Genomic DNA, 25810 nt, shown 5'->3' on the forward strand with positions numbered 1-25810 from the left:
ATTTTTTATATTCTCTTACAACTCTCTCTAATTTTAAATTCAGTTGGTATTATTACTTTTTTATTATATTCCCTAATTCCATTCAAATTTTCAAACAGCAAGTCAACAGCTGCTTTTCCTAAATACTCACTTGGTATTCTTATCGTAGTTAGGGCTGGTATCATATACTTTGCACTAGGCTGATCATTAAATCCAATTATGCTTATATCATCTGGTATTGATAATCCTTCCTCCGAAATTGCTTTGTAAGCTCCAACTGCCATTGTATCATTTCCAATGAAAAAAGCTGTTATGTTATTTTTAGATTTTAATGCTTCTTTCATAAGATTATATCCAGCTTTAAAAGTAAATTTCTCTGTCTCATATATGTATTTATTATTATAGATGTTCTTACTTTCCATAAATTCTTTATATTTTATATCCCTTTTATCCAAATATGTATCTCTATAATCTATGCATTCTAATTTCTTTCCACCAATAAAACCAATCTTTCTATGGCCTAAACTGTACAAATAGTCTAAGATTTCATAAGTTGCTTTTCCTAAATCCGCCATCACTGAATCAAATTTATTTTCATCAGGTGAAAAATCTACAAATACTATATTATCATTAGCACTTGCTAATTTATCTATGGTACTTGAAGAGAACTTTCCAATAGCAATTATTCCACTAACATTCTTAATATCCTCAATACTGCTATCCTCACTTAGCTTCACCAAATTAAAATTATTTTCATTACATTTTTTTTCAGCAGCTAACCTTATTGATAAGTAATATGGATCTCCTAATTCTTCCTCATAGTTATACCAATAAATAATTCCTATATCCTTGCTTTTCTTATTCTTAGCTTTTTTTGTCTTTGCTGAAACATAATCAAGTTCATCTGCTATTTTTAATATTTTTTCCCTTGTTGCATCACTTACATTTAATGTTTCATCAAAATTTAAAACTCTAGAAACTGTTGCTATAGAAACTTCTGCTATAGAAGCTATTTCCTTTATAGTGGCCAACTTAACTTCCTCCTTTAGCTCGCATAATTCAAAAAAATTAAACACGAGATTTTGCTGAAAACAAATCTAACTTAAGTGTATCTCACAAGCAAAATATAGTCAAACTGTTGTGATACTTTTCTTATATAGATGGCATTATGCGGCAATTCACCGAAAGTAGAAACATTGTTATTTCGCAGGACTATAAAAATTTCGCTGAAAGTACTAAATTAGAGGTTGCATAACTAATGCTTGCTCCCAATTTCATTGTGACAAGCATTAGTTGAACAACCTCCAATTAAGAACTTTTAACATCTCATTTTCAAATGCCTGCTGCATAAAAATGTTCCCACTTTCTAGTTAATAATATATCATAGTATAAATCCAACTAATAATTGTTTTGTCTTTTTATATATCGCGACTAATAGTCATACTTGTGTTGGCGCTTACCAAAATTATAAATATTTTAATTCCGAAAAGCCATGAGAACTTCAGAAATAATTAAGAGAAAGAGAGTTCCACTTAAACCTATTCCATTTTAAATTGAATAAGCAAAGCGTTCCCCCTCTTTCTCCAAGTAGCCCTTAACCCTGATATTTCCTATAAATATTTATATATGTACATATGAAAATATTTTTATACGTAAATATATTTCTTTAAAAATATATACCTTTAATTCTATATAAATATATACATATATTTATAGGCTTATTATATTTTCATGGTCCCATATAGATAACACAATCAATAAACTATACTTAAACTATGAAACATATTACAACTAGAAATGAGTAATATACTTTTGTGGAATGTTTCATTGGTAATTCTGATGGATGTGGTTCTTAATTGAAATTCCAAATCTATGATTTGGTCAATTGAAATTACTCAGTGAACGAAGTGAGTCGAGTTTCCTTTGAACTATTCCAAATGTGCTAGTTCAAAAAGTGAGAATCGAAATTTTATATTTCGTTCTTTGAGGCTAGCACTTTGGGTGCAACTTTATAGCCTTAGAACCACCCATCAGAATTGCCTAGAAACTGGAACAAAAGTATATTATTCATTTCGGCGAGCTATACGCATAAGTATAGATTATAGTTGGTTTATCCTATTGTATTAAGTAGGTTCGCCATTTCGATAGCTGAAACTGCACTTTCATATCCTTTATTACCAGCTTTAGTTCCTGCTCTTTCAATTGCTTGTTCTATAGTATTTGTTGTAAGAACACCAAAAATTACTGGCTTTCCACTTTCAAGAGAAACACTCGCGATTCCCTTTGATACTTCTGAGCAAACATAATCATAATGTGATGTAGATCCTTTTATTACTGCTCCTAAACATATTACTCCATCGTATTTAGGGCTCTTAGCCATTTTTTTAGCAATCAGTGGTATTTCAAAAGCACCTGGCACCCATGCAATATCGATATCTTCTTCTTTTACTCCATGTCTCTTTAATCCGTCTATTGCACCTTCTAAAAGTTTTCCTCCAATAAATTCATTAAATCTTCCTACTACTATCCCAAATTTTAATCCTTCTGAAACTAAATTTCCTTCAAATATATTCATTGTTTTTTCCTCCAATATTTTATATTATTTATTTTTTATCAACTTCAATTAGATTTGAATGTAGACTAAATACTAATTGAATTTATAACCACAAATATTACATCCAACTTATCCCCGCTAATGTTACTCCAAATGTAGTAACATGTTATTAGAATTTAGTTATCAAATATTTAGCAAATGATTCATTCTTTCTTTTTTAGTCTTTAAATAAAACTCATCATTTTCATTCAAAGGCATTTGTATTGAAACTCTTTCTACAACTTTTATATCATTTTTTTCTAATCCTTCTATTTTATCTGGGTTATTGGTAATTAATCTAACATTCTTTATACCTAAAATCTTAAGCATATCAGCACTTGTTTTGTAATCTCTCATGTCTTCTCTGAATCCTAGAGCTAAATTTGCATCTACTGTATCCAATCCTTGGTCTTGAAGCGTATATGCCTTCAACTTATTTAAAAGTCCTATTCCTCTTCCTTCCTGTCTCATATACAAAAGTATTCCCGAGTCCTCTTTTGCTATCATTCTCATCGAAGCTTCATATTGTTCTCCACAATCGCATTTTCTAGATCCTAGAGCATCTCCGGTTAAACATTCAGAATGAACTCTAACAAGTATTGGTTCATCATTATTTTTAATATCTCCTTTGACTAAAGCCAAATGACATTTTGAGGAATCTTTTTCTTTAAATGCGAGTACTTTAAAATTCCCATACTTAGTTGGAAGATTAGCTTCCGTTTCCATAACGACACTTAAATGTTCTTCTTTTCTGTATTTAACTAGATCAGCTATAGTAACTATCTTTAAGCTATGCTCCTTAGCAAACTTTATCAAATCATCACGTCTTGCCATTGTTCCATCATCTTTTACTATTTCACATATAGCTGCCGCACCTTTAAATCCTGCAAGTTTTGCCAAATCTACTGCTGCCTCTGTATGACCAATTCTCTCAAAGACTCCGCCATTCTTAGCTATCAAAGGAAATACATGCCCTGGTCGTCTAAAGTCATCGCCTTCACTTGCAGTTACAAGTTTATTTATTGTATAAGCTCTTTCAAATGCTGATATGCCTGTTGTCGTATCCTTATGATCTATGGATACTGTAAAAGCAGTTTCATGGTTGTCAGTATTTTTTTCAACCATTGGATTTAATCCAAGTTTCACTGCAATTTCTTCTTCTACTGGTGCACAAACAAGTCCTCTCGCATACTTAATCATAAAATTGATATTCTCTCCATTAGCCAATTCTGCTGGAATTACTAAATCCCCTTCATTTTCTCTTCCCTCATCATCTACAATTATTATCATTTTCCCTTCTTTAATATCCTTTAATGCCTCTTCTATACTATTAAACATAATGCTCAGCTCCTTAAATTTATATTTTATATATACTTAAAATTCATTCTGATAATTTAGATTATTAAAACCCATTTTTTCTTAGGAATTCCATTGTAATATTGCTATTTTCATTTTCTTCTTTTTCTTTTCCGCCAAATAACTTTTCTACATATTTTCCAATTAAATCGCACTCCAAATTAACCTTTGAATTGACTTTTTTATATGAAAGTATAGTATTATCTATAGTATGAGGTATGACAGAAACCTTAAATACTTCATCATCAACATAAGCAACAGTTAAGCTTATTCCATCTATTCCAATTGATCCTTTATATATAATGTATCTTAGTACCTCCTCAGGTGCAGATATGGTAAACCAAGTTCCATTACTTTCTTCTTTTATGGAAACTATTTTCCCAACACCATCTATATGTCCACTTACGATATGACCACCAAGCCTATCGCTTAATCTCAATGCCCTTTCAAGGTTTACTTTATCTCCAGCCTTTAAATTTCCTAAGTTACTTTTATCTAAAGTTTCTCCCATCACTTCTGCTTTAAAGGAATCTGAATATTTTTCTTTTACTGTTAAACAAACTCCATTGGTAGCTATACTATCTCCGACTCTAGTTTCCTTTAAAACTTCACTACACTTGATTTCCATAACTCCAAAGCCATTACCTGTGCTAAATTTCTCTAACACGCCAACTTCTTCAATAATTCCAGTAAACATCTTCTCCTCCTTATTCTTTCACCTCTTATTTAGCAACATAACCTTCTAGTACTAAGTCCTCTCCAATTGTTCTATAATTAATGTCCTTTAATCTAACTGCGTCATCTAATTTAAAGAACCCTTTTCCTGCTATACTACTTCTGCTGTTTTGTCCGCCTATTATCTTAGGTGCTATATAAAATCTTACTTTATCTACAATTCTCTCTTCCAATGCAGAAAAATTTAAAGTTCCTCCACCTTCTATAAGTATTGAATCTATTCCTTCTTCTCCAATCCTCTTAACCAGCTCTTTCAGATTAACTCTATTATCTTTATCTTCCACTTCTATAACTTTAATGCCCATAGATCTTAATTTCTTTTTCTTTTCTTCATCTGATTTCAAAGTCGTTGCTACTATTGCAGCTTTATCATTATTTATAAGAACTTTAGAATCTAATGGAATTCTAAGATTACTATCTACAATAATCCTTATTAGCTTCTTCTCATGGTTGATTCTGCATGTTAGCTCAGGATCATCTTCAATTACTGTATTTACACCTACCATAATCGAATGAAACCTATTTCTTAAGTGTTGAGAATCTTCTCTAGATTCTTTAGATGTAATCCATTTTGATTCTCCACTATAAGTTGCTATCTTCCCATCAATGGACATTCCACTTTTCAAAATAACAAATGGAATCTTTGATGTTATATACTTTATAAAAATCTCATTCAATTCTTTACATTCTTTTTCTTTAATACCTACTACAACTTCAATCCCATGCTCTTTTAACTTTTCCACACTTTTTCCTGAAACTAACTCATTTGGATCTAACATTCCTATTACTACTCTTTTAAACTTCTTTTCAATTATTAGATCTACGCATGGCGGTGTCTTTCCATAATGCGCACAAGGTTCTAAGGTGACGTAAATTGTGCTCCCCTCCACAGGTTTTGTTGCATTTTTCACTGCATTTCTTTCTGCATGAGCTTCTCCATAGCACTCATGATAACCTTCTCCTATTATTTCATTTTCTTTAACTATAACGGCTCCAACTAGTGGGTTAGGATTTACTCTTCCTATTCCTCTTTTAGCTAATTCTAAAGCTATCTCCATGTACTTCTCATCCAAAACTAATCATCTCCAATTTTTTATACTATTTCCTATAATATAATCTTATAAACACTTAGTTGAATTATAATTTAATGAATAATAAAGAAACTCCGGGATTCAAATCCTCGGAGTTTCAAAAATTGTAATGATTATTTATATATACAAGTAAAATTTTAAAATTTATCCTATATATTACAGCATATATTTTAAGCCAGTTCTATCAATCTTATATAATTTCAAACTTAAAAATATATTGCAATAAAAAACCCTGAATTTTACTTAATTCAGGGTACTTAAATACGAACAAATAACATTTAAAACTTTAATTTTAAATATAATTTATAACATTGCTCTCTTCTTTCATCCAGACTTTACTGTCGGCTTCGGAATCTAACCGAATCTGCTTTTTAAAGCTCGCGGGCTGTACCGCCGATAGGGAATTTCACCCAACCCCGAAGATTTCTTTATTCAATTTACAATAATTATAATATCATGAAACTTTATCATTGTAAAGTAACTATCCAAAATTTATTATATCAAATTCTTTCTTCTTTTCTTTAATCCATTGAAGCATCTTAGGATCATTCCAAACATCTAACCCTAAGCTAGCATATTTCATAGCTTCTTCTTCGCTTCCAAATCTAATTAGGTTTGGCAAAGAGTTTGAAACTCTTTTTTGTTTTAATATGTATGGTATCACATGCGGATTTCTCTTATAGGCTCTTCTTAAAGCACTTTCTGCCGCTCTAATTTCATTGGTGTTATATAATAACGCTACTCTACTATAATGTATAGCTGCCAAATTATCTTTTTCATATTTTTCTAGCAGGCTTTTTAGTTGTTCATATCTTTTCTCAATTAAAAGCCAATTAACTACTAAACTTCTAACCACTAATTCATCTTTCTCATCATACTCTAGGATTTCTAAAGCATTCTCTATTGCAGCTTCTTTTTCACCAATTTCCCATAAATGAATCGCCAAACTATACTTAGCTCCGAAAAGTTGCCTCGCTATCTTTAATCTAAGAAGCTCTGCTGGTGCATTTTTCAAATCATCTATTCTTAATAAATTCTTTGCTGCTGTAACTGCTTTTTCTAGAAGTTCTGTCTTCTGGTTATTATTTAAACTAGAATCTTTTGATAATATTATATATGCATCCGCACAATCTTCATATACTTCTAAAGCTTCTTTTGCATATTTCGCCTTATTTTTATAATTCTTTTGTCTCCATGCATACTCAATAATTCTTTGAGCCATTATATAATCTTTATGGACAACAAATTTAAAAGGAACTTTTGTTTCATCCTTAACAGCTTTATCCTCTTCTATTTCATCATTCATTGTTAATGCAACTTCTTCTTTAGCTTTTAGCATAGTACCTTCTGAAGCTTCTGCATCCTTATTTTCGCCTATTATCCATTTATTATTATCTTTTGATATATCTAATAAGCTTTTTACTTCTTTTGATTTACTAGAGCCTGTACTACTACTAACACCAAACTCCTTATATAAGTCAGCAACTTTAATATATGGCTTTTCTTTTGAATCAAATAAGTTATTTACAGTTCCTATAGCATGCACTATTCCTGCTCCCCATGAAAAGCTCTTCCCCTTTTTAAATTGTTCTTCATAATTTAAAAATAAAGTTTCTGTTGCTAGAACACAAATATTCTTATAATCTTCATTTAGATATTCATCTGAAAAACTCTTTATTTTTTCAATTATTTCTTCATACTTGCTAGCTATTCCGTTAGATAATTCTTGCATTTCTTCTTATAGCTCCTTTATAAAAATCTTTAACAAATTTGACTTTATCCTACAACAATTATAATTTGCAAGTATAGTCACCAAATTTATAATTTTCATTTTAGATTTACAATATTCTCTATAAAAATATTATAAGTTCATCACTTTTTTCGTCCATATTACATTATAACATATTAAATATATTTGTATCTACTTTTAAATTTTTATGAATATTTTTGTTGTTTTAATCTATAATCTAGGGTATTACAAATCTTAATATATATTTTTCTTAAAACTTTAATTCATTAAGGCATATAAAATAAATGAACATTTTATTTTTTGATTATGCCTAAAGCCCATATTAAACTATCAATCAGGTAGTACAAACAAATAACTTTATAAAAAATTAATTTATTAACACATTTCTATAATTTCCCTCATAAACATATTTAATGATAACAATTTTAAATAAGGAAACTATATGCTAACAGACAGTTTATATAATTTATCCTTTTTACTATCAATGCCTTATAATAATCTTAATTTAATTTCTAAACATAAGTATAATTTAGATGATACCATATTAAAAGAAATTTACCTAAAAAAATTATTCAACTTTGAATGGGCAAAAAAATTAAATTCTTCATTTAAAGACTATAAATTTGATTATGCGTATAATATATTAGAACAAATCCCAAGTTTCATTAAAGTTAAATTAATTCTGAAGACTTCTTTTATTATAAAAAATTATCCTCAAAATATAAATTCAGTTTCAATAAATGAATATATACTCATTTTAGAGTATTTGCAAGACAAATGCAAAATACAATTTATAGCAGAGAATGAAGAAAATCCACTTTTATATGAACATATCCTAAACACTGATTTATCAAGCCTAGTAAATAGCCTTAACTTCAATGAAAACCGCAACATAAATGCATATAAGGATAAACTTTCATCAATTGATTCATTATTTGAAATGTTTATAGCTTCTAGCTGTCTTTCTACTAATAACCACGATGAAAAAAGATCTTCCAAATTTAATGTCACAGATGCCTGCAATTATGCTGAAAGATTTGCATTAAATTATAATCCTGAATATAAATCATTTTCTGGAATCGGAGGGGATTGTACTAATTTTATGTCTCAAATAATTCATGCTGGGGGTTTTAGTCAAAATGCAGCTTGGAAGCCATACACTCATGCCTGGATTCGAGTTGAAGAGCTATATCAATACTTAATAACGCCAAAATTAGGAGCCACTAAGCTTCCAAACGATAAATCATTAGATAGAGGCTGTTTAATTCAATTTTACACTCCATCTATAGGACGGTATTTTCATAACGGCTTTATTACTTATAGACTTCAAAATGGTGACTGTCTTTATTGCTGTCATAGTTATGACAAACTGAATTATCCCCTTAGCCAAATTTATCCTAACAGGTATCCAACACTTAGAGCCTTGAAATTCGATTGATATACAATATCTATCTCAAACTCTAGATTACATTAATCTAAATCAGATGCATGTTTACCTGAATACTACCAAAGCATAGCTCTGAAAGCACATAAAAAAATAGGTTGCATCAAGGACTAGCTTGCTTCAACTCTGATTTAGCAAGCTAATCCTGAACAACCTTACTTGTAATTAAATCAATCTTTAATAAGTTAACTAAGTTCATGAACTCAAATTATAAATTTGAACTTTCACTTATAACAGTTAGCTTTCAAATACATATTCATAAATATGTATCTCATTTCTTTGATTTATGTATATGCTTAATTTTAACGTTTATATTGTTATACAGTTATATCACTCTTGATTTTTAATGCATCTTCATTATTCTTAATAATAGGATCTACATATTCATCTATAAACTCAACAACTTGACTTGGTGCTCTTCCAACAAACTTAGTTGGATCTATAATTGCTAAAATTTCTTCCTTAGATAGACCAAATGAATCATCATTTATTATTCTATCGATTAGGTCATTATCTAACCCTTCTCCTTTTACTCTTTGAGCAGCAGCCATAGAATGTATTCTAATCTGTTCGTGTAATTCTTGTCTATCCTTACCTCTTTTTACAGCTTCCATCATTATATTTTCAGTAGCCATAAATGGTAATTCTCTTTGCACGTGAGATGCTATAACTTTATCATATACTACCATGTTTTCAGCAATATTTATGTATAAATTTAAAACTCCATCTAATGCCAAAAATCCTTCAGCTACAGATAGTCTCTTGTTAGCCGAATCATCTAGTGTTCTTTCAAACCACTGAGTTCCTGCTGTAATTGCTGGATTTAATGCATCTACTATTACATATCTAGCTAATGCACTTATTCTTTCACTTCTCATAGGATTTCTCTTATAAGCCATAGCTGATGATCCTATTTGGTTTTTTTCAAATGGCTCTTCCATTTCTTTCATATTTTGAAGTAATCTTAAATCATTACTAAATTTGTAAGCACTTTGAGCAATTTCTGATAATGTATTTAATACGATAGAGTCAAGTTTTCTTGGGTATGTTTGACCTGTTACTCCATAACTTTTTTCAAATCCCATTTTTTCTGCAACAATTTTATCTAAAGATTTAACTTTATTTTCATCCCCATCAAAAAGTTCCATAAAACTAGCTTGAGTGCCTGTAGTACCCTTAACACCTCTAAGCTTTAATGTTGATAATAAAAAGTCGATATTTTCAACATCCATTACTAAATCTTGCATCCATAATGTAGCTCTTTTTCCTACTGTAGTTAATTGAGCTGGTTGGAAATGTGTAAAACCTAATGTTGGCATGTCTTTATATTCTAGTGCAAAATTTTTCAAATGATTTAGAACTGTAACTATTTTATTTTTAATTAGATTTAAAGCATCTCTCATTATTATAATATCTGTATTATCTCCAACATAACAAGATGTAGCTCCTAAATGGATAATTCCCTTTGCGCTTGGACATTGAAGACCATATGCATATACATGACTCATAACATCATGTCTAACTTCTTTTTCTTTTTTAGCAGCCTCATCATAATTTATATCATTGATATGTTCTTTTAACTCTTTTATTTGTTCCTCAGTTATATTTAATCCGAGTTCTCTTTCTCCTTCTGCTAAAGCTACCCATAATTTTCTCCAAGTTGTAAACTTCATATCATCAGAAAAAATAAAACTCATTTCCTTTGATGCGTATCTTGAATTTAAAGGTGTGCTATATAAATTTCTCATCTAAAAACCTCCACACGAATATATTTTATGCTTTTTCTTTTAACATTCGTATTATATCATATTTTTTTCATTTTTGCCTATTTAATTTTAGAATTATTTGTACTCTTTTGTATTTAAATTTATTTTACATTTTTGTTATTATTGTCTCTAAGAATCATATATATATACTAAGGATCATATTAAAGATTGGAGTGAAGAAATATGTGTAAGATAGGTATCTTAGATAAACTTTCCTTTTTATTAGTTCTTATAGGTTCATTAAATTGGGGAACAATAGGTTTGTTTAACCTAAATATAGCAAAATTAATTTCTATGAATATTCCAATAATAGAGAGGTTTATCTATATTGCAGTATTTTTAGGTGCCTTAGATTTGTTTTCATTGCTATTTAGATGCAATTTAATAATGGATGAGAATTAGCCTTTAATTAAAGATCTGCATGAGTAATCGATATCAAAATTTATACTTATATAAATTATTTAATACTTATACTACTAATGCACCAAAAAAGGTTCCATATTAATAATATGGAACCCTTTTTGGTATATTAGTCTTCTAAAGTTTGAACTAATTTAACGATTTCTTCAACTGCTAAAGCTTCGTCATCTCCTGAAGCAACAACCTTGATAGTAGCATCTTTAGTTACTGCTAAAGATAATACTCCGATTAAGCTTTTTACATTTGCTTTCTTTCCGTTATATTCTATACTAACGTCTGATTTAAATGAAGAAGCCTTCTTAACTAATAATGTTGCTGGTCTAGCATGAAGACCAGATGAATTTTTTACTGTAACCTCTTTTGCTATCATTATATACACCTCTTTACAAAAAATTAATAAATATAGCATTTAACTATTATAGTATAATCGTTTTTATTGATAATTTCAACTTAAAAATGATTGCTCATATAATAATTTAGAAATAATTTTAATTATCTAGGTTGTACTATTAATTTTATGGCCGTTCTTTCTTCTCCATCTATTTGTATATCTGTGAAAGCCGGTACACATACTATATCTTTTCCACTTGGTGCAACAAATCCCCTTGCTATTGCAATAGCTTTAACAGCTTGATTTATAGCACCTGCACCAACAGCTTGAATTTCTGCAATATTTTTTTCCTTTATTATAGCTGCTAGTGCACCTGCTACAGAATTAGGATTTGACTTTGTTGATACTTTTAATACTTCCATTTTTGTTATTCCTCCTAGAATTTAATACACAAATCGTTTACATTAAATATATTCTATATAATTCCTAAAATTCCTTTTAGAATTACTAAATTAAAAAATATTTTTCTTTCTAGGTATTTTGTTTTTAAATACTCAATTATAGTTTAAATGAATTAATTACACTTAATCTATAATAAAATGAAGTATATTTCATCACTTAACAAAATATACTTCACTTTTTTACTTAGCAAAATCTACTGCTCTAGTTTCTCTTATGACATTAATTTTAATTTGTCCTGGATATTCAAGTTCTTCCTCGACACTTTTAACTAAATTACGTGCCAATTCAATTGTTCCAGCATCATCTACTTTATCTGGTTTAACCATAATTCTAATCTCTCTACCAGCTTGAATGGCATATGACTTTTCTACACCTTCATGTGAATTTGCAATTTCCTCTAACTTTTCCAATCTCTTAATGTATGCTTCCAATGTCTCTCTTCTAGCGCCTGGTCTAGCCGCTGATATTGCATCTGCCGCTTGAACTAGTACTGCTTCTAAAGATTGCATTTCTACATCTGAATGATGCGCTGCTATTGCATTTATTACTAATGGCGATTCGTGATACTTTTTAGCTAGATCTCCACCAATTAGAGCATGAGGCCCTTCTTGTTCTTGATCCACAGCTTTACCAATATCGTGTAGCAATCCTGCTCTTTTAGCTAAAGTAACATCTAAACCTAGCTCTGAAGCCATTAAGCCAGCTAAGTATGAAACTTCTATGGAATGCTTTAACACATTTTGCCCATAACTTGTTCTATACTTCAATCTACCAAGAAGTTTTATAATTTCAGGATGTAGTCCATGTACACTAGTTTCCAGAGCTGCTTGCTCTCCTTCTTCTTTTATACTACTTTCCACGTCCTTAGTTGCTCTTTCAACCATCTCTTCGATTCTTGCTGGATGTATTCTGCCATCCACTATTAACTTTTCTAGTGCCATTCTCGCAACTTCTCTCCTAATTGGATCAAAGCTAGAAAGAATGACTGCTTCTGGAGTATCATCTATAATTAAATCAACTCCTGTTAATGTTTCCAAGGTTCTAATGTTTCTTCCTTCTCTACCTATTATTCTACCTTTCATCTCATCATTCGGTAGTGCAACAACGTGTACAGTTGATTCAGACACATGATCGGCAGCACATCTTTGGATCGCAGTTGTAATTACTTCCCTTGCCCTCTTGTCTGCCTCTTCTTTTGCCTTACTTTCAATATCTTTTATCATTAAAGCTGCATCGTGTGTAATTTCTTTCCTTATTTCATCTAGAAGAATCTCACGTGCTTCTTCACTAGATAGAGCCGATATTCTTTCAAGTTCTGCTCTTCTTTCTTCATAAAGCTTCTGTACTCTTGCTTCTACTTGATCTACCTCAAGCATTCTTTGATTGATTGTTTCGTCCTTCTTTTCAAGAAGTTCACTCTTTTTATCAAGTGCTTCTTCTCTTTGAATTACTCTTCTTTCAAGCCTTTGAATCTCATTTCTTCTCTCACGAGATTCCTTATCAAAATCATTTCTTAATTTATGAAGTTCTTCTTTTGCCTCAAGGATTGCTTCTTTTTTAGTTGCTTCTGCATCCTTTTTGGCTCTTACTAGAATTTCTTCTGCTTCTTTTTCAAGCGATTCAATCTTTGCTTTTGATATGTTTTGAATCGTTTTATAAACCACTATTCCTAATATTAATAAAACTATTACATCTATTAATATCATTACTGCTGTTACCACATAAACACCTCCTAATTTATCATTTTCTCATTATATTATTAACAAGAAAGTATAGTAGGTGTCATATTCTTCTCACTGCATTTGGAATATGATAAACCAGTATTCCTTTTTATTCTATATTAAAAACAAAATTATGTCAAGTTTGCGCATATAACTGTTACATACTGCATTATGCTGTTAAATACTTAATATAGCTGCATATATATGAGTTATCATATATATGCAGCTATATATTTATTAATAAATATTATGAAGTAAATTTACATTTAAACTTTCTATTTATTACATCTTCTTTATTCTTTTGTATCTACAGCAACATCATCTTTATCTTTTATATCTTCGTTAGCTACTTCTGGTGCAGCTCCTTTAAATAGTTCTGCTGGTGCAAGATTATACTTTTCTCTAATTTGATTTTCTATATCTAAAGCTACTTCAGGATTTTCTTTTAGATATAATTTAGCATTTTCTCTTCCTTGACCTAATCTTACGTCTCCATAAGAAAACCAAGCTCCACTCTTTTGAACTATTTCTTCTTTTACTCCAACATCTACTATATTACCATATCTTGAAATACCTTCATTATACATAATATCAAATTCTGCTTGTTTAAATGGTGGGGCAACTTTATTTTTCATTACTTTTACTCTTGTTCTGTTACCTATTATAGAATCCCCTTGTTTTATAGAATCTATTCTTCTAATATCAAGTCTTACTGATGCATAGAATTTTAATGCTCTACCTCCAGTTGTTGTTTCTGGTGAACCAAACATAACCCCAACTTTTTCTCTTAGTTGGTTAATAAATATAGCAACACAATTAGTCTTATTTATTGTTCCTGCAAGTTTTCTTAAAGCCTGTGACATAAGTCTTGCTTGAAGACCAATATGTGAATCTCCCATTTCTCCTTCAATTTCAGCTTTAGGTACTAAAGCTGCAACAGAGTCTACTACTAAAACGTCAATAGCTCCAGAACGAACTAGTGCTTCAGCTATTTCAAGTCCTTGTTCTCCTGTATCAGGTTGTGAAATTATTAAACTATCTACATCAACACCAAGTTTTTGGGCATAACTAGGATCTAATGCATGTTCTGCATCTATGTATCCTACTGCTCCACCTTTCTTTTGTGATTCTGCTGCTATATGAAGCGCAACTGTAGTTTTTCCTGAACTTTCTGGTCCATAAATTTCAATAATTCTACCCTTAGGTACTCCTCCAATTCCAAGAGCTATATCTAAATCTAAACATCCTGTTGATATAGCATCCATATTTGAAATATTGTGGTCACCCAATTTCATTACTGATCCTTTACCAAATTGTTTTTCTATATGACTCATAGCACTTTCAATTGCTTTTAACTTTTCTGCATTTATAATTCCCATAATACTAATTAACTCCCTTCCATCGAACTTATGTTCTATATTTATTATAAATTAATTACAAACCATAGTCAATAATTAATTCTAAGAAAAGCCCCTTCTTTGCTAGCAAAGAAGGAACCTTTTTAATTCATATCCATTTTTTTATATTTCTAAACATGGATCTTATATATTTTATTTATCGTAAGAAACAGCTTCCTTATTCTTCTTAAAGTAATCGTAACCTGAAATTAGTGTTACTATAACTGCAATCATAAGCATTAGATTTGGGGCTATTGCAAAAAATAGTTTTAAATAATGGTTCTCTATAACAAAGATTTTCAAAAGTCTTGCGTCATGTATATTGATTTTTAATAATAATAAAATTATTGCTATTATTTGTATAACAGTTTTTACTTTTCCCCACCAACTTGCAGCTATAACTCTTCCTTGCGCTGCTGCTATTGATCTTAGACCTGAAACAGCAAACTCACGAGCAATTATAACAACTGCAGCCCATGATGGCACTACGTGTAATTCTACTAAAGAAATTAACGCAGCTGTGACCAATAACTTATCTGCTAAAGGATCCATAAACTTTCCAAAATTAGTTATTTGATTTCTGCTTCTCGCAATATATCCATCTAATTTATCAGTTAATGATGCTAAGATAAATATAAATGTACCTATAAAACTGCCATAAGGTATACCCTTAACAGCTATAAATACTAAAAATACAGGAACCAAAAATATTCTAATTAAGGTTAACTTATTTGCAAGATTCATCAACAACAACTCCCACTAAATCATAATCCATATTCTCTACTATTTTTACCTTTACAAATTGACCATTTTCTATTTTTGCATTTGATTCAAATAATACATTTGCATCTATATCAGGAGCCATTTCATAGCTTCTTCCATAATAGCACTTTCCATTATATCCCTCAACAAGAATATCATATAACTTTCCAATTTTCAATTTATTTATTTCTTCTGAAATATTCTTTTGTAAAAGCATTAAATCTTCTTCTCTTTTTTCCTTAATTTCTTCTTCTATTTGCCCATCCATCTTAGCTGCTGGAGTATCTTCTTCCTGAGAATAAGTAAATGCACCTACTTTCTCAAGCTTATATTCCTTTAAGAAATCAATAATTTCATTAAAATCTTCCTCAGTTTCGTTTGGAAATCCTACTATAAATGTTGTTCTTATAACAATTTCAGGAACTCTTTCCCTTAAAATTTGTATTTTATTAATTATATCTTTTTTACTCGTTTTTCTTCCCATAAGTTTTAAAATCTTATCGCTTATATGTTGAATAGGTATATCTAAATACTTTACAACTTTTTCATTACTAGCAATTTCGTTTATAAGTTCATCATATATCTCTTCTGGATAACAATAAAGTACTCTTATCCATTTAATTCCTTCAATTTTGGATAATTCACTAAGAAGAACATGAAGATTCTTTTTCCCATAAATGTCGCTTCCATATAAAGTAGTATCTTGAGCTATAAGTATGATTTCCTTTACTCCACTCTCACTCAAATCTCTTGCTTCATTTATAATATTTTCCATCTTCCTACTTCTAAATTTTCCCCTTATCTTAGGAATTATACAATATGTGCAAAAATTATTGCATCCTTCTGCTATTCTTATATATGCACTTTCTCTTTGAGTTGTAATAATTCTCTTTCCTTCATTAATATTCTCATCAGAATAATTTAAAAGTTCTGTTGCTAATTTATTACCTTCTATAAATTCAGTTATAATTTCATTTATTTTATTATAATCATTAACTCCAAGCATTATATCTATTTCAGGTATTAATGTTCTCAATTCTTCTCCGTATCTTTGAGTAAGACAGCCTGTAGCTATAAGCAGTTTGCATTTATAATTAATTTTATAATTAGCCATCTCTAAAATTGTGTCAATAGATTCTTGTTTGGCACTCTCTATAAATCCGCATGTATTTACTATAATTATATCCGCGTTTTTGGGATTATTAGTTATCTCATACTCATCACTCATCTTACCTAAGATTATCTCTGAGTCAACTCTATTTTTATCACATCCTAAGCTTACCATTCCAACTTTATACTTGCTTGAAGCCTCTTCATTATATTGTTCTTTATTCTTCGCTATTTCTATTTTAATTTCGCTCAACTTCTTATATCCTCCTACGTTCTAATAGTCTTAATTATAACAAATTAGAACTACATTTTACAAGTTGCTATTATACATATACTACTCCCATATCTCATAAAAATCACTTATTATTTCCTCTCAAAAGAGTTAAATTAAAAAAGTTAACATAAAGTTTAATTTTATTTCATAATTAATCATAACTAAAGTTTTAAACTTTTTGGGCATAATTAATTTTCCTCTTCATGTTCATCTCCCAATAGTTGCTGCTTAGTAATAAGCACCTGTCGTGGTCTACTTCCATCTTTTTCTGATATAATGCCTCGTTCTTCTAATTGATCCATTATTCTAGAAGCTCTATTAAATCCTATCCTGAACTTTCTTTGAATAAACGAAGTTGACGCTTGACCATACTCAACTACAACGTTTATCACTTCATTAAGTAATTCATCAACATCATCATTATTATCATTTGCATCTACAGATTTTGAATCTGACGCATTATTAATATGATCAATTATATCTTCTTCATACTTAGTATCACCCTGTTCACTCTTAATAAACGATACAACTTGCTCTACTTCTTCTTCCGATATGAAGCAACCTTGAACTCTAAGCGGTTTACTTTCTCCCACTGGATAATATAACATGTCACCTTTTCCTAACAGTTTTTCCGCTCCAGATCCATCTAAGATAGTTCTAGAATCAATTTGAGATGATACTGCAAATGATATTCTAGATGGAATATTAGCTTTAATTACCCCTGTTATTACATCAACTGATGGTCTTTGAGTTGCTATAACTAAATGCATACCTGCAGCTCTTGCCATTTGTGCTAATCTTCCGATATAATCTTCTACATCATTAGGACATACCATCATAAGATCAGCAAGCTCATCTACTATAATAACTATATATGGCAGTTTTTGTTCTATTATACCCTTATTAAATAATTCATTATACGACTCCATATTTCTAACTCCAGAGTCTGCAAATAGCTTATACCTATTGGTCATTTCATTTACTGCCCAATTTAAAGCTGCTGCCGCTTTCTTAGGATCTGTAACAACTGGAATCAAAAGATGTGGTATTCCATTATAAACATTTAACTCAACAACCTTTGGGTCTACCATTAAAAGTTTAACTTCTTCTGGATTATACTTATATAATAGGCTTATTATAAGAGAGTTTATACATACACTCTTACCAGAACCAGTTGCCCCTGCAATCAGTGTATGTGGCATCTTACTCAAATCTCCCACAACACATTTTCCTGATATATCTTTTCCTAGAGCAAATGCAAGCTTTTTCTTAGACTCGATAAATTCATCATTTTCTAGAACCTCTCTTAAAAAGACTGGTTTTTGTTTCCCATTTGGAACTTCTATACCAACTGCCGCCTTACCCGGAATTGGAGCTTCTATTCTTATCCCTGAAGCCGCTAATCCTAAAGCTATATCATCAGATAGATTTACGATCTTACTAACTTTGACACCTGGACTTGGCTGAAGCTCGAATCTAGTAACTGATGGACCTTTTGTAACTTGAGTAACCTTGGCATCTACTCCAAAGTTAGATAATATTTCTTCAAGCTTATTAGCATTCTCTATTAATTCTTTTTTGTCACTACTATTAAGTTTTGTATTTGAATTTAATTTTAATAATTCAAGACTTGGATGCTTATATTCTTTAGTCTCTTTTTGTTCCATAATATGCTCTTGTATCTCTTTATTTACTACTTCCTTAACATCATTACCTAAGTTTTCTTTTTTCTTAGTATGACTTTGCGTAGGTTTTTCTATAAAACTCTCTATTTGAATATCTGATGATACTTCAGCTTTCGATATAGGTGAAATTTCTGTATCATCACTAGTATTTTTCATAAAATCTAGAATTTTTATTTTCTTTTCTACACCAGAAAGAAATGCTTCTTTTTCATTTTCTTTATCATCTTTTTCTACTATATTTATAAAATTCTCTCTAACTGGCTTCTGCTCATCCCTTACTCTTCTACTTCTTCTGCTATTTCTTATTTTTTCACCTTTATTGTAGGCCTTTATCCCTAAATCATAAAGAGTAATATCGAAAATCAAAGTGATGGCAATTATTGAAAATGCGAGAAGAACTATATATGTCCCCAGAGCCCCTATAATTTTATACATTGGATAACATATAAGATATGCCATTATTCCACCATGAGGAGTCTGTGAGCTATCATTAAGTATAACCTTAATATTTTCAAAAAAACTGCCTTGGCCGTCTAAACTTTGAATGTTTATTGTTCCAAATGTCAATATTGTAACAAACACCAATATAGTTATTCCAAAAAAATTCTTACTTAATTTAATATTTCCTCTTGTTTTTATGTATTGGAATCCAAAATATATTAAATAAATAGGCAATGCATTTGCACCTATTCCAATTACCACATACGATACTCTTTGTGCTAAAGATGATAATATTCCAGCTAAAGAAGTGTATATTGCTATGCCAAGTATTATTCCTGTTGCAATATACACTATTCCTACTACATCTGGATTTATTGTATTTTCATCTTTTTTACTTTTTGTAGTGCTATGTTTGCCTTTAGTCCTACCCACCTTAAATCACCTCATATTTTTATTTCTACATTGAATAGCAATTCTCCTTTAATAAGATAACACTAAAAACAAAAATCGGCTATAGATTTTTTTCTATAACCTTAAAAATAGATACTATTTTTCTATGAGTTCATTAAGTTTACTTAAAGCTTCCTGTATTCCTCCAACTTGATCAATAAGTCCACAATCAACTGCTTGCTTTCCAATTAACATTGTTCCAACATCATTTAATAAATCATCTGTTTGAAGCATAAACCTTTCTAAAGTATCTTGTTTTATATTTGATGTTCTAACTATAAACTCATTTATTCTTTCTTGCATTTTCTTAAAGTATTCAAATGTTTGCGATACTCCAATTACAAATCCATTCATTCTTACTGGGTGAACTATCATTGTTGCAGATGGTGTAATAAATGAAAAATCTGCTGATGTAGCAAGTGGCACTCCTATAGAGTGACCTCCACCAATAACTATTGAAACGGTTGGTTTTGACATACTTCGAATCATTTCAGAAATAGCTAAACCTGCTTCCACATCTCCTCCAACGGTATTTAAGACTATAAGCAACCCTTTTGCATCGTCATTTTGCTCAATGTCTATTAATTGAGGTATGATGTGTTCATATTTTGTGGCTTTTGTTTGTGGCGGAAGTACAGAATGTCCTTCAATCTGCCCTATTATAGATAAAACCTGTATTCTTTTATTTGGTGTTGCTAATGTAGTATTTCCAAGTTCTTTTACATTTTCTATTTTATCTTGTGCTTCTGATGTATTTTTATCTTCTTTTTCTTTCTCTTTCTCATTATTATTTAAAATATATTTATCCATAAAATAATTCCTCCTATACTCTTTTTATTTTGTACAGTAGGAATTATTTTATTCATAAGTGAAATTCCAAATCTATAATTTAGTTAATTGAACTTACTCAGCAAATCGAGTTTCCTTTTGAATTCCAAATCTATGATTTGATTAATCGAACTTACTACCTATAAAAACTCATGGAATGCACTTAGTTTAACTTCCTTTATATTAAAGTTTAAAAGTTTTATGTAAAACATTTATCGCTTCTTTTTCGTTTTCAGAGTGAACCAAGCACCAGATTGTCATATGCGAATCTGCTGTCTGTAGTACTTCTATATTATTATCACTTAATGCCTTGATTATTTTAGCCATTACTCCTGGTATTCCCTTCATTCTCGAACCAATAACTGCTACTTTGCTGCAGTTATCTATCAAAGTATACTTCAAGTTAGCATTGTTTAAAACATTTTCTAAAATCTCTTTATCCACTTGATTTATAGTGAAAATTTGCTCATCAGGGAATATATTTATTAGGTCTAAGCTTATTTTATTTGCGGCTAATAAATCCAATACATTTTTGTATTTCACATTTCCTTGATTTTCTACAGCCCTGATAGAAATCTGAATTCTATTCTTTTGGCTTGCGATTCCTGTCATTATCCTGTCATTACCTTTATCCCCAAAGTTGTTTATTAAAGTTCCTTTACTATTGCTCATAGTATTTTTAATTAATATAGGAATATTTCCTTCCATAGCAACTTCTACAGCTTTTGGATGAATTACTGTTGCACCCTTATCCGCTAGTTGGAATACTTCATTATAACTTATTACATCAATTAAATTTGCATTTTCAACCACTCTTGGATCTGCTGTCATAATTCCATCTACATCAGTATATATTTCAATTGCTGACGCTTTGAGGGCCACTCCTAAAATAGAAGCCGTCGTATCGCTTCCCCCTCTACCTAAAGTAGTTAAATATCCGTTTTCAGTCATTCCTTGAAATCCAGTTACTACAGGAATTCTTCCTTGAGACACTAACTCTAATATTTTTTTAGGTTTCACCTCAATACAAGTTGCATCTGTAAAATTATTATCAGTTAATATTCCTGCTTGTCCGCCAGTAAGTGGTACAGCATCAATTCCTGCATTATATAAATCATTACTCATAACAACTGAGCTTATAATTTCTCCACATGTCATTAATAAGTCTTGTGCTAACTTATTGGCATTTTTAAATTTATCGCTTATTAATGATAATAATGTATCTGTTGCATATGGCTGACCTTTTCTTCCCATCGCTGATACTACTACAACAGGACTATATCCTTCTTTAATAGCACTCTTAACTTTTTCAATTACTTTCCTTCTATTTTCTTCAGTGGATACTGAAGTTCCTCCAAACTTTTGTACAACTATTTTCATTAAATTTCCTCCTGAATTATAACTTTACTTTTTTTATTACTTCCTCATCTGCATCTAATATGATAGTTTTAGCACCAATTTTTTTTACACAATCCCATGGAATTTCTAAAAAATCTTTACTGCTAAACAGATTAAATTTTCCGCCACTTAAATTAACTATTAAATATTTAAAGTTTCCTTCTTCATCTATTATTAAATCATTATTTAATAGATAATCATACTTTTCACCATCATTTATATTAATAAGTTCGTATCTCTCTATATCACTTAAATATTTTACCTTATTTTCTTCGCTCATAATAAAAACCTCCTTTTAGTACTCATAAAATAATATGAGAAAAGGAGGTGTATTATTACATAATCTTCTATAAATTAATTTTACCATTATGATTTGAGTTATCATATGCTTTGGCATTCTTTAGTATTATAGAATCTAATTTACTACATTCTACATCTTGCCCAACATACGCTGCATTTATAACTCCCTTTTTAAAACATCTTTCTAAGACGTATTGTATATCATCTTTTCTTATATTATCTATTTTCTTTATTACTTCTTCTTGAGTTTTTATTTTATTTCTAAACAGGAATGTCTTTGCATTCGAAAACATTCTCGAACTCGTACTTTCAAGCCCTAAAATATAATTAGCTTTAATTTTCTCCTTGTTTATTTCAAGCTGCTTATCAGTTATTCCATTCTTACTAAATAGAGTAATTTCTTTTTCTATAACCTCTAAGGCCTTCTCTCCATAATTTCTATTTAAGCCGGCATATATATTTAACGTTCCTACTCCCTGAAATGGTTGCAGGTAAGATGTTATAGAATAACACAATCCTAATTCTTCTCGCACTTTTTGGAAAAGGATTGAAGATGCGCCACTTCCAAATATATTATTAAGCAGCACTAATGCGTAATTGTTTTCATCTCCATAAGGCAATCCCTCTAATCCCAAAGAAATATGAAGCTGCTCAATTTCTTTCTTTGCATATGCAGAATCAACTTGTATTATTGTTTTATCATATTCCGGAGTATATTCACCTTTACTTTTCCATTCACCAAAGTATTTATTAATCAATTCATCTAACTCTTTATCATTGAATTTACCACAAACTGATATTACAGAATTATATGGAGTATACTTTTCACTAATAAAATTTAGTATCTTTTCTCTAGTAAATGACTTTACCAATGGTATTGTTCCTAAAATAGGATATCCTAACGACTCATTTCCAAAACAAGCTTTAGAATGCACATCATCTAATACATCTTCCGGTGAATCTTCACTCATATTAATTTCTTCAATTACTACGCCTTTTTCTTTTTCTATCTCTTCTGGATCAAATTTTGCATTTAAAAGTATGTCTGAAAGAACATCTAAAGTTAAATCCAGATGGGTATCTAATGCTTTTATATAATAGCAGGTAGCCTCTTTACTTGTGAAAGCATTGATCTGTCCTCCAACATTTTCAATATCCTCCATTATTTCTTTCGAAGTTCTTTTATCAGTTCCTTTAAAAAACATATGCTCAATAAAATGCGATATCCCATTAACTTCTGGGTTCTCATTTCTAGAACCATTTTGAACCATTACTCCAACACTGATAGAGTTTAAGTGTTCTATTTTTTCTGTTACAATTCTTAATCCATTTTTAAGGGTATATGTGTTATACATTTTGTCCTTGCCCTCCTTCTTAGTTAAAAAAAAGGCAATTAATTGCCCTTTATTTCTCTTCCTTATTTTCTTGTTCTAATAAAGCATCTTTTCTTGAAAGATTTATTCTACCTTGGTTATCAATTTCTGTAACCTTAACTAAAATCTCATCTCCAATAGATACTACATCTTCTACTTTGTTCACTCTTTCTTTAGCTAACTTAGAAATATGAACTAATCCTTCTTTACTTGGTAAGATCTCAACAAATGCTCCAAATGTAGTTATTTTAGTAACTTTTCCAAGATAAACTTCTCCGGCTTTAACTTCTTTAGTTAATCCTTCTATTATCTTTATGGCTTCATTAACACCATTATGATCAGTTGAGCTTACAAATACAGTTCCATCTTCTTTTATATCTATCTTAACTCCTGTATCTTGTATTATTTTATTTATAACCTTACCGCCTGCTCCTATTACATCCCTTATTTTATCAGGATTTATGCTCATAATTTGTGTTTTTGGAGCATATAATGAAACATCTTCTCTAGGTGTAGAAATACATTCATTTATTTTATCAATTATAGTAAGTCTAGCTTTTCTAGCATCTCTTATAGCATTTTCTACTACATTAAAACTAAAACCTTGAAGCTTAGTATCTACTTGAATAGATGTTATACCTTCTGTTGTTCCAGCTACCTTGAAATCCATATCTCCAAAGAAATCTTCTATTCCTTGAATATCAGTTAATACTGCTTCTTCACTTAAATCTTCTGAAGTTATTAATCCCATTGCAATACCAGCTGCTGGTCTTTTAATTGGTACACCTGCATCTAATAATGCTAATGTTGAACCACAAACTGATGCTTGTGAAGTTGAACCATTAGAACTTAAAACTTCTGATACTAATCTTATTGTATATGGGAATTCTTCTTCGGAAGGGATTAATGGTTCTAAAGCTCTTTCTGCTAAAGCTCCATGACCTATTTCACGTCTACCAGGACCTCTTAAAGGTTTTACTTCTCCAACACTGTATCCTGGGAAATTATAATGATGCATATATCGTTTTGATTGAGCTTCATCTATTCCATCTAGTATTTGAATCTCGCTAATTGACCCAAGAGTTGCAACTGTCATTACTTGAGTTAATCCTCTTGTGAATAATCCTGTACCATGTGTTCTAGGTAAAATTCCTACTTCACACCCTAATGGTCTGATTTGATCAAATGCTCTTCCATCTGGTCTTCTCTTATCTTTTAGAAGCATATGTCTTACAACTTTCTTTTGCATAGTGTAAAGAACTTCTTTAATATCACCCATTTTATCAGCATATTTTTCACCAAATGCTTCATTAACTTTTTCATAAACTGCATCAACAGCAGCATTTCTTTCATCTTTTTCCATGATGTACATTGCTTCTTTAATCATGTCAGATGCAAATTCTTTAACATCTTTTTCAAGTTCTGGATCTACAGCATATAATACTGGCTCATCTTTTTTCTTTCCAAACTTAGCTACTGCTTCTTCTTGGAATGCAATAATCTTTTGACACTCATCAAAACCATATTTAATGGCGTCTATCATAGTATCTTCTGGTATCTCCTGTCCACCAGCTTCAATCATCATTACTCTTTCTTTTGTAGCACACACTGTTAAGTGAAGAATGCTTTTTTCACGGCCTTCTGTATCTGGATTTGTAACGAATTTACCATCGATAATTCCCACTTGAACTGCTGCAGCTGGAATTGTATAAGGAATACTTGAAAGGCATAATGCAAGCGATGCTGCATTAATTGCTAAGATTTCTGGCAAATTATCTTTTTCTACGGATACAACTGTAGTAACAACTTGAACGTCATTTCTGTATCCCTTTGGAAATAGAGGTCTTAGAGTTCTATCAACAGCTCTACCATTTAATATAGCTTTTTCTGATGGTCTTCCTTCTCTCTTGATAAATCCACCTGGAATTTTACCTACTGCATATAATCTTTCTTCATATTCAACACTTAGAGGAAAGAAATCAATTCCTTCTCTTGGCTGCTCTGATGCATTAACATTAGTTAAAATTACTGTGTCTCCATAGCTAGTAAATGTTGCTGCATTTGATAACATACCTACTTTTCCGAACTCAACTTTCAATTCTCTTCCAGCGATTTCAGTCGTTAGAACGTTATTCATAATTTAT

Annotated in this window: 21 protein-coding genes and 1 riboswitch; of the genes, 2 read left to right on the plus strand and 19 right to left on the minus strand. The window is 30.4% G+C overall.

The annotated features are described in order from the left end of the window. Nucleotides 1–5 precede the first annotated feature (5 nt). The 6 genes from ACJDTP_RS00080 to ACJDTP_RS00105 all read right to left on the minus strand — a co-directional run bounded on the left by ACJDTP_RS00080 (nt 6) and on the right by ACJDTP_RS00105 (nt 7486). A complete protein-coding gene (locus ACJDTP_RS00080; protein ID WP_406760175.1) occupies nt 6–1010 on the minus strand; it encodes a LacI family DNA-binding transcriptional regulator in 1005 nt (334 codons plus the stop codon). A gap of 1079 nt (nt 1011–2089) precedes the next feature. Further along, nucleotides 2090–2554: a 6,7-dimethyl-8-ribityllumazine synthase gene (ribH, locus tag ACJDTP_RS00085; RefSeq protein WP_011968563.1), complete on the minus strand. Its 465-nt coding sequence runs from the start codon at nt 2552–2554 to the stop codon at nt 2090–2092. Nucleotides 2555–2716: 162 nt separating this feature from the next. Next, nucleotides 2717–3910 carry a bifunctional 3,4-dihydroxy-2-butanone-4-phosphate synthase/GTP cyclohydrolase II gene (locus ACJDTP_RS00090; protein ID WP_406760176.1) on the minus strand — a complete coding sequence of 398 codons (1194 nt, stop codon included), beginning with the start codon at nt 3908–3910 and terminating at the stop codon, nt 2717–2719. 64 nt (nt 3911–3974) lie between these two features. Then, on the minus strand, nt 3975–4625 hold the full coding sequence (locus ACJDTP_RS00095; protein WP_406760177.1) for a riboflavin synthase: 651 nt from the start codon (nt 4623–4625) through the stop codon (nt 3975–3977). Nucleotides 4626–4650: 25 nt separating this feature from the next. Continuing rightward, complete coding sequence (gene ribD / locus ACJDTP_RS00100; RefSeq protein ID WP_406760178.1) at nt 4651–5736, minus strand: bifunctional diaminohydroxyphosphoribosylaminopyrimidine deaminase/5-amino-6-(5-phosphoribosylamino)uracil reductase RibD; 1086 nt, start codon at nt 5734–5736, stop codon at nt 4651–4653. Between the two features lie 330 nt (nt 5737–6066). Beyond that, nucleotides 6067–6182: riboswitch (FMN riboswitch) on the minus strand. Nucleotides 6183–6235: 53 nt separating this feature from the next. Continuing rightward, nucleotides 6236–7486 carry a DUF6398 domain-containing protein gene (locus ACJDTP_RS00105; RefSeq protein ID WP_406760179.1) on the minus strand — a complete coding sequence of 417 codons (1251 nt, stop codon included), beginning with the start codon at nt 7484–7486 and terminating at the stop codon, nt 6236–6238. Nucleotides 7487–7946: 460 nt separating this feature from the next. On the opposite strand from ACJDTP_RS00105, the gene ACJDTP_RS00110 reads away from it, so the two are divergent. Further along, a complete protein-coding gene (locus ACJDTP_RS00110; protein WP_173707277.1) occupies nt 7947–8942 on the plus strand; it encodes an amidase domain-containing protein in 996 nt (331 codons plus the stop codon). Between the two features lie 323 nt (nt 8943–9265). On the opposite strand, the gene purB is transcribed toward ACJDTP_RS00110, so the two are convergent. Continuing rightward, nucleotides 9266–10696, minus strand: a complete 1431-nt coding sequence (purB, locus tag ACJDTP_RS00115; RefSeq protein WP_406760180.1) for an adenylosuccinate lyase — start codon at nt 10694–10696, stop codon at nt 9266–9268. A 201-nt stretch (nt 10697–10897) separates the two neighbouring features. Between purB and ACJDTP_RS00120 the strand changes: the two genes are divergently transcribed. Next, on the plus strand, nt 10898–11116 hold the full coding sequence (locus ACJDTP_RS00120; protein WP_077844541.1) for a DUF378 domain-containing protein: 219 nt from the start codon (nt 10898–10900) through the stop codon (nt 11114–11116). A gap of 127 nt (nt 11117–11243) precedes the next feature. On the opposite strand, the gene ACJDTP_RS00125 is transcribed toward ACJDTP_RS00120, so the two are convergent. The 12 genes from ACJDTP_RS00125 to ACJDTP_RS00180 form a co-directional block, all read right to left on the minus strand. Then, nucleotides 11244–11504: an HPr family phosphocarrier protein gene (locus ACJDTP_RS00125; RefSeq protein ID WP_011968555.1), complete on the minus strand. Its 261-nt coding sequence runs from the start codon at nt 11502–11504 to the stop codon at nt 11244–11246. Nucleotides 11505–11626: 122 nt separating this feature from the next. Continuing rightward, nucleotides 11627–11887 carry a stage V sporulation protein S gene (locus ACJDTP_RS00130; protein WP_009169189.1) on the minus strand — a complete coding sequence of 87 codons (261 nt, stop codon included), beginning with the start codon at nt 11885–11887 and terminating at the stop codon, nt 11627–11629. Between the two features lie 219 nt (nt 11888–12106). Continuing rightward, nucleotides 12107–13648, minus strand: a complete 1542-nt coding sequence (rny, locus tag ACJDTP_RS00135) for a ribonuclease Y (protein WP_103698992.1) — start codon at nt 13646–13648, stop codon at nt 12107–12109. Nucleotides 13649–13941: 293 nt separating this feature from the next. Beyond that, nucleotides 13942–15027: a recombinase RecA gene (gene recA, locus ACJDTP_RS00140; RefSeq protein WP_406760181.1), complete on the minus strand. Its 1086-nt coding sequence runs from the start codon at nt 15025–15027 to the stop codon at nt 13942–13944. Nucleotides 15028–15198: 171 nt separating this feature from the next. Beyond that, on the minus strand, nt 15199–15789 hold the full coding sequence (pgsA, locus tag ACJDTP_RS00145) for a CDP-diacylglycerol--glycerol-3-phosphate 3-phosphatidyltransferase (RefSeq protein WP_077839301.1): 591 nt from the start codon (nt 15787–15789) through the stop codon (nt 15199–15201). Further along, nucleotides 15773–17092 carry a 30S ribosomal protein S12 methylthiotransferase RimO gene (gene rimO / locus ACJDTP_RS00150; protein ID WP_171983623.1) on the minus strand — a complete coding sequence of 440 codons (1320 nt, stop codon included), beginning with the start codon at nt 17090–17092 and terminating at the stop codon, nt 15773–15775. Before rimO ends, pgsA begins: the two co-directional genes overlap by 17 nt. A gap of 287 nt (nt 17093–17379) precedes the next feature. Beyond that, nucleotides 17380–19749, minus strand: coding sequence for an FtsK/SpoIIIE family DNA translocase (locus ACJDTP_RS00155; RefSeq protein WP_077839303.1), 2370 nt, complete (start codon nt 19747–19749; stop codon nt 17380–17382). A 114-nt stretch (nt 19750–19863) separates the two neighbouring features. Further along, nucleotides 19864–20577 (minus strand): ClpP family protease, encoded by a 714-nt coding sequence (locus ACJDTP_RS00160; RefSeq protein WP_077839304.1) that lies wholly within the window; start codon nt 20575–20577, stop codon nt 19864–19866. A 201-nt stretch (nt 20578–20778) separates the two neighbouring features. Continuing rightward, complete coding sequence (dapG, locus tag ACJDTP_RS00165; protein ID WP_103698990.1) at nt 20779–21975, minus strand: aspartate kinase; 1197 nt, start codon at nt 21973–21975, stop codon at nt 20779–20781. 16 nt (nt 21976–21991) lie between these two features. Then, nucleotides 21992–22273, minus strand: a complete 282-nt coding sequence (locus ACJDTP_RS00170) for a YlmC/YmxH family sporulation protein (protein WP_011968547.1) — start codon at nt 22271–22273, stop codon at nt 21992–21994. Nucleotides 22274–22340: 67 nt separating this feature from the next. Next, nucleotides 22341–23648 (minus strand): M16 family metallopeptidase, encoded by a 1308-nt coding sequence (locus ACJDTP_RS00175; protein WP_406760182.1) that lies wholly within the window; start codon nt 23646–23648, stop codon nt 22341–22343. A gap of 49 nt (nt 23649–23697) precedes the next feature. Next, nucleotides 23698–25803 (minus strand): polyribonucleotide nucleotidyltransferase, encoded by a 2106-nt coding sequence (locus tag ACJDTP_RS00180; RefSeq protein ID WP_077844545.1) that lies wholly within the window; start codon nt 25801–25803, stop codon nt 23698–23700. Nucleotides 25804–25810 lie beyond the last annotated feature (7 nt).

Source organism: Candidatus Clostridium helianthi (assembly GCF_045310795.1).
In the GTDB taxonomy this organism is placed as follows: domain Bacteria; phylum Bacillota; class Clostridia; order Clostridiales; family Clostridiaceae; genus Clostridium; species Clostridium helianthi.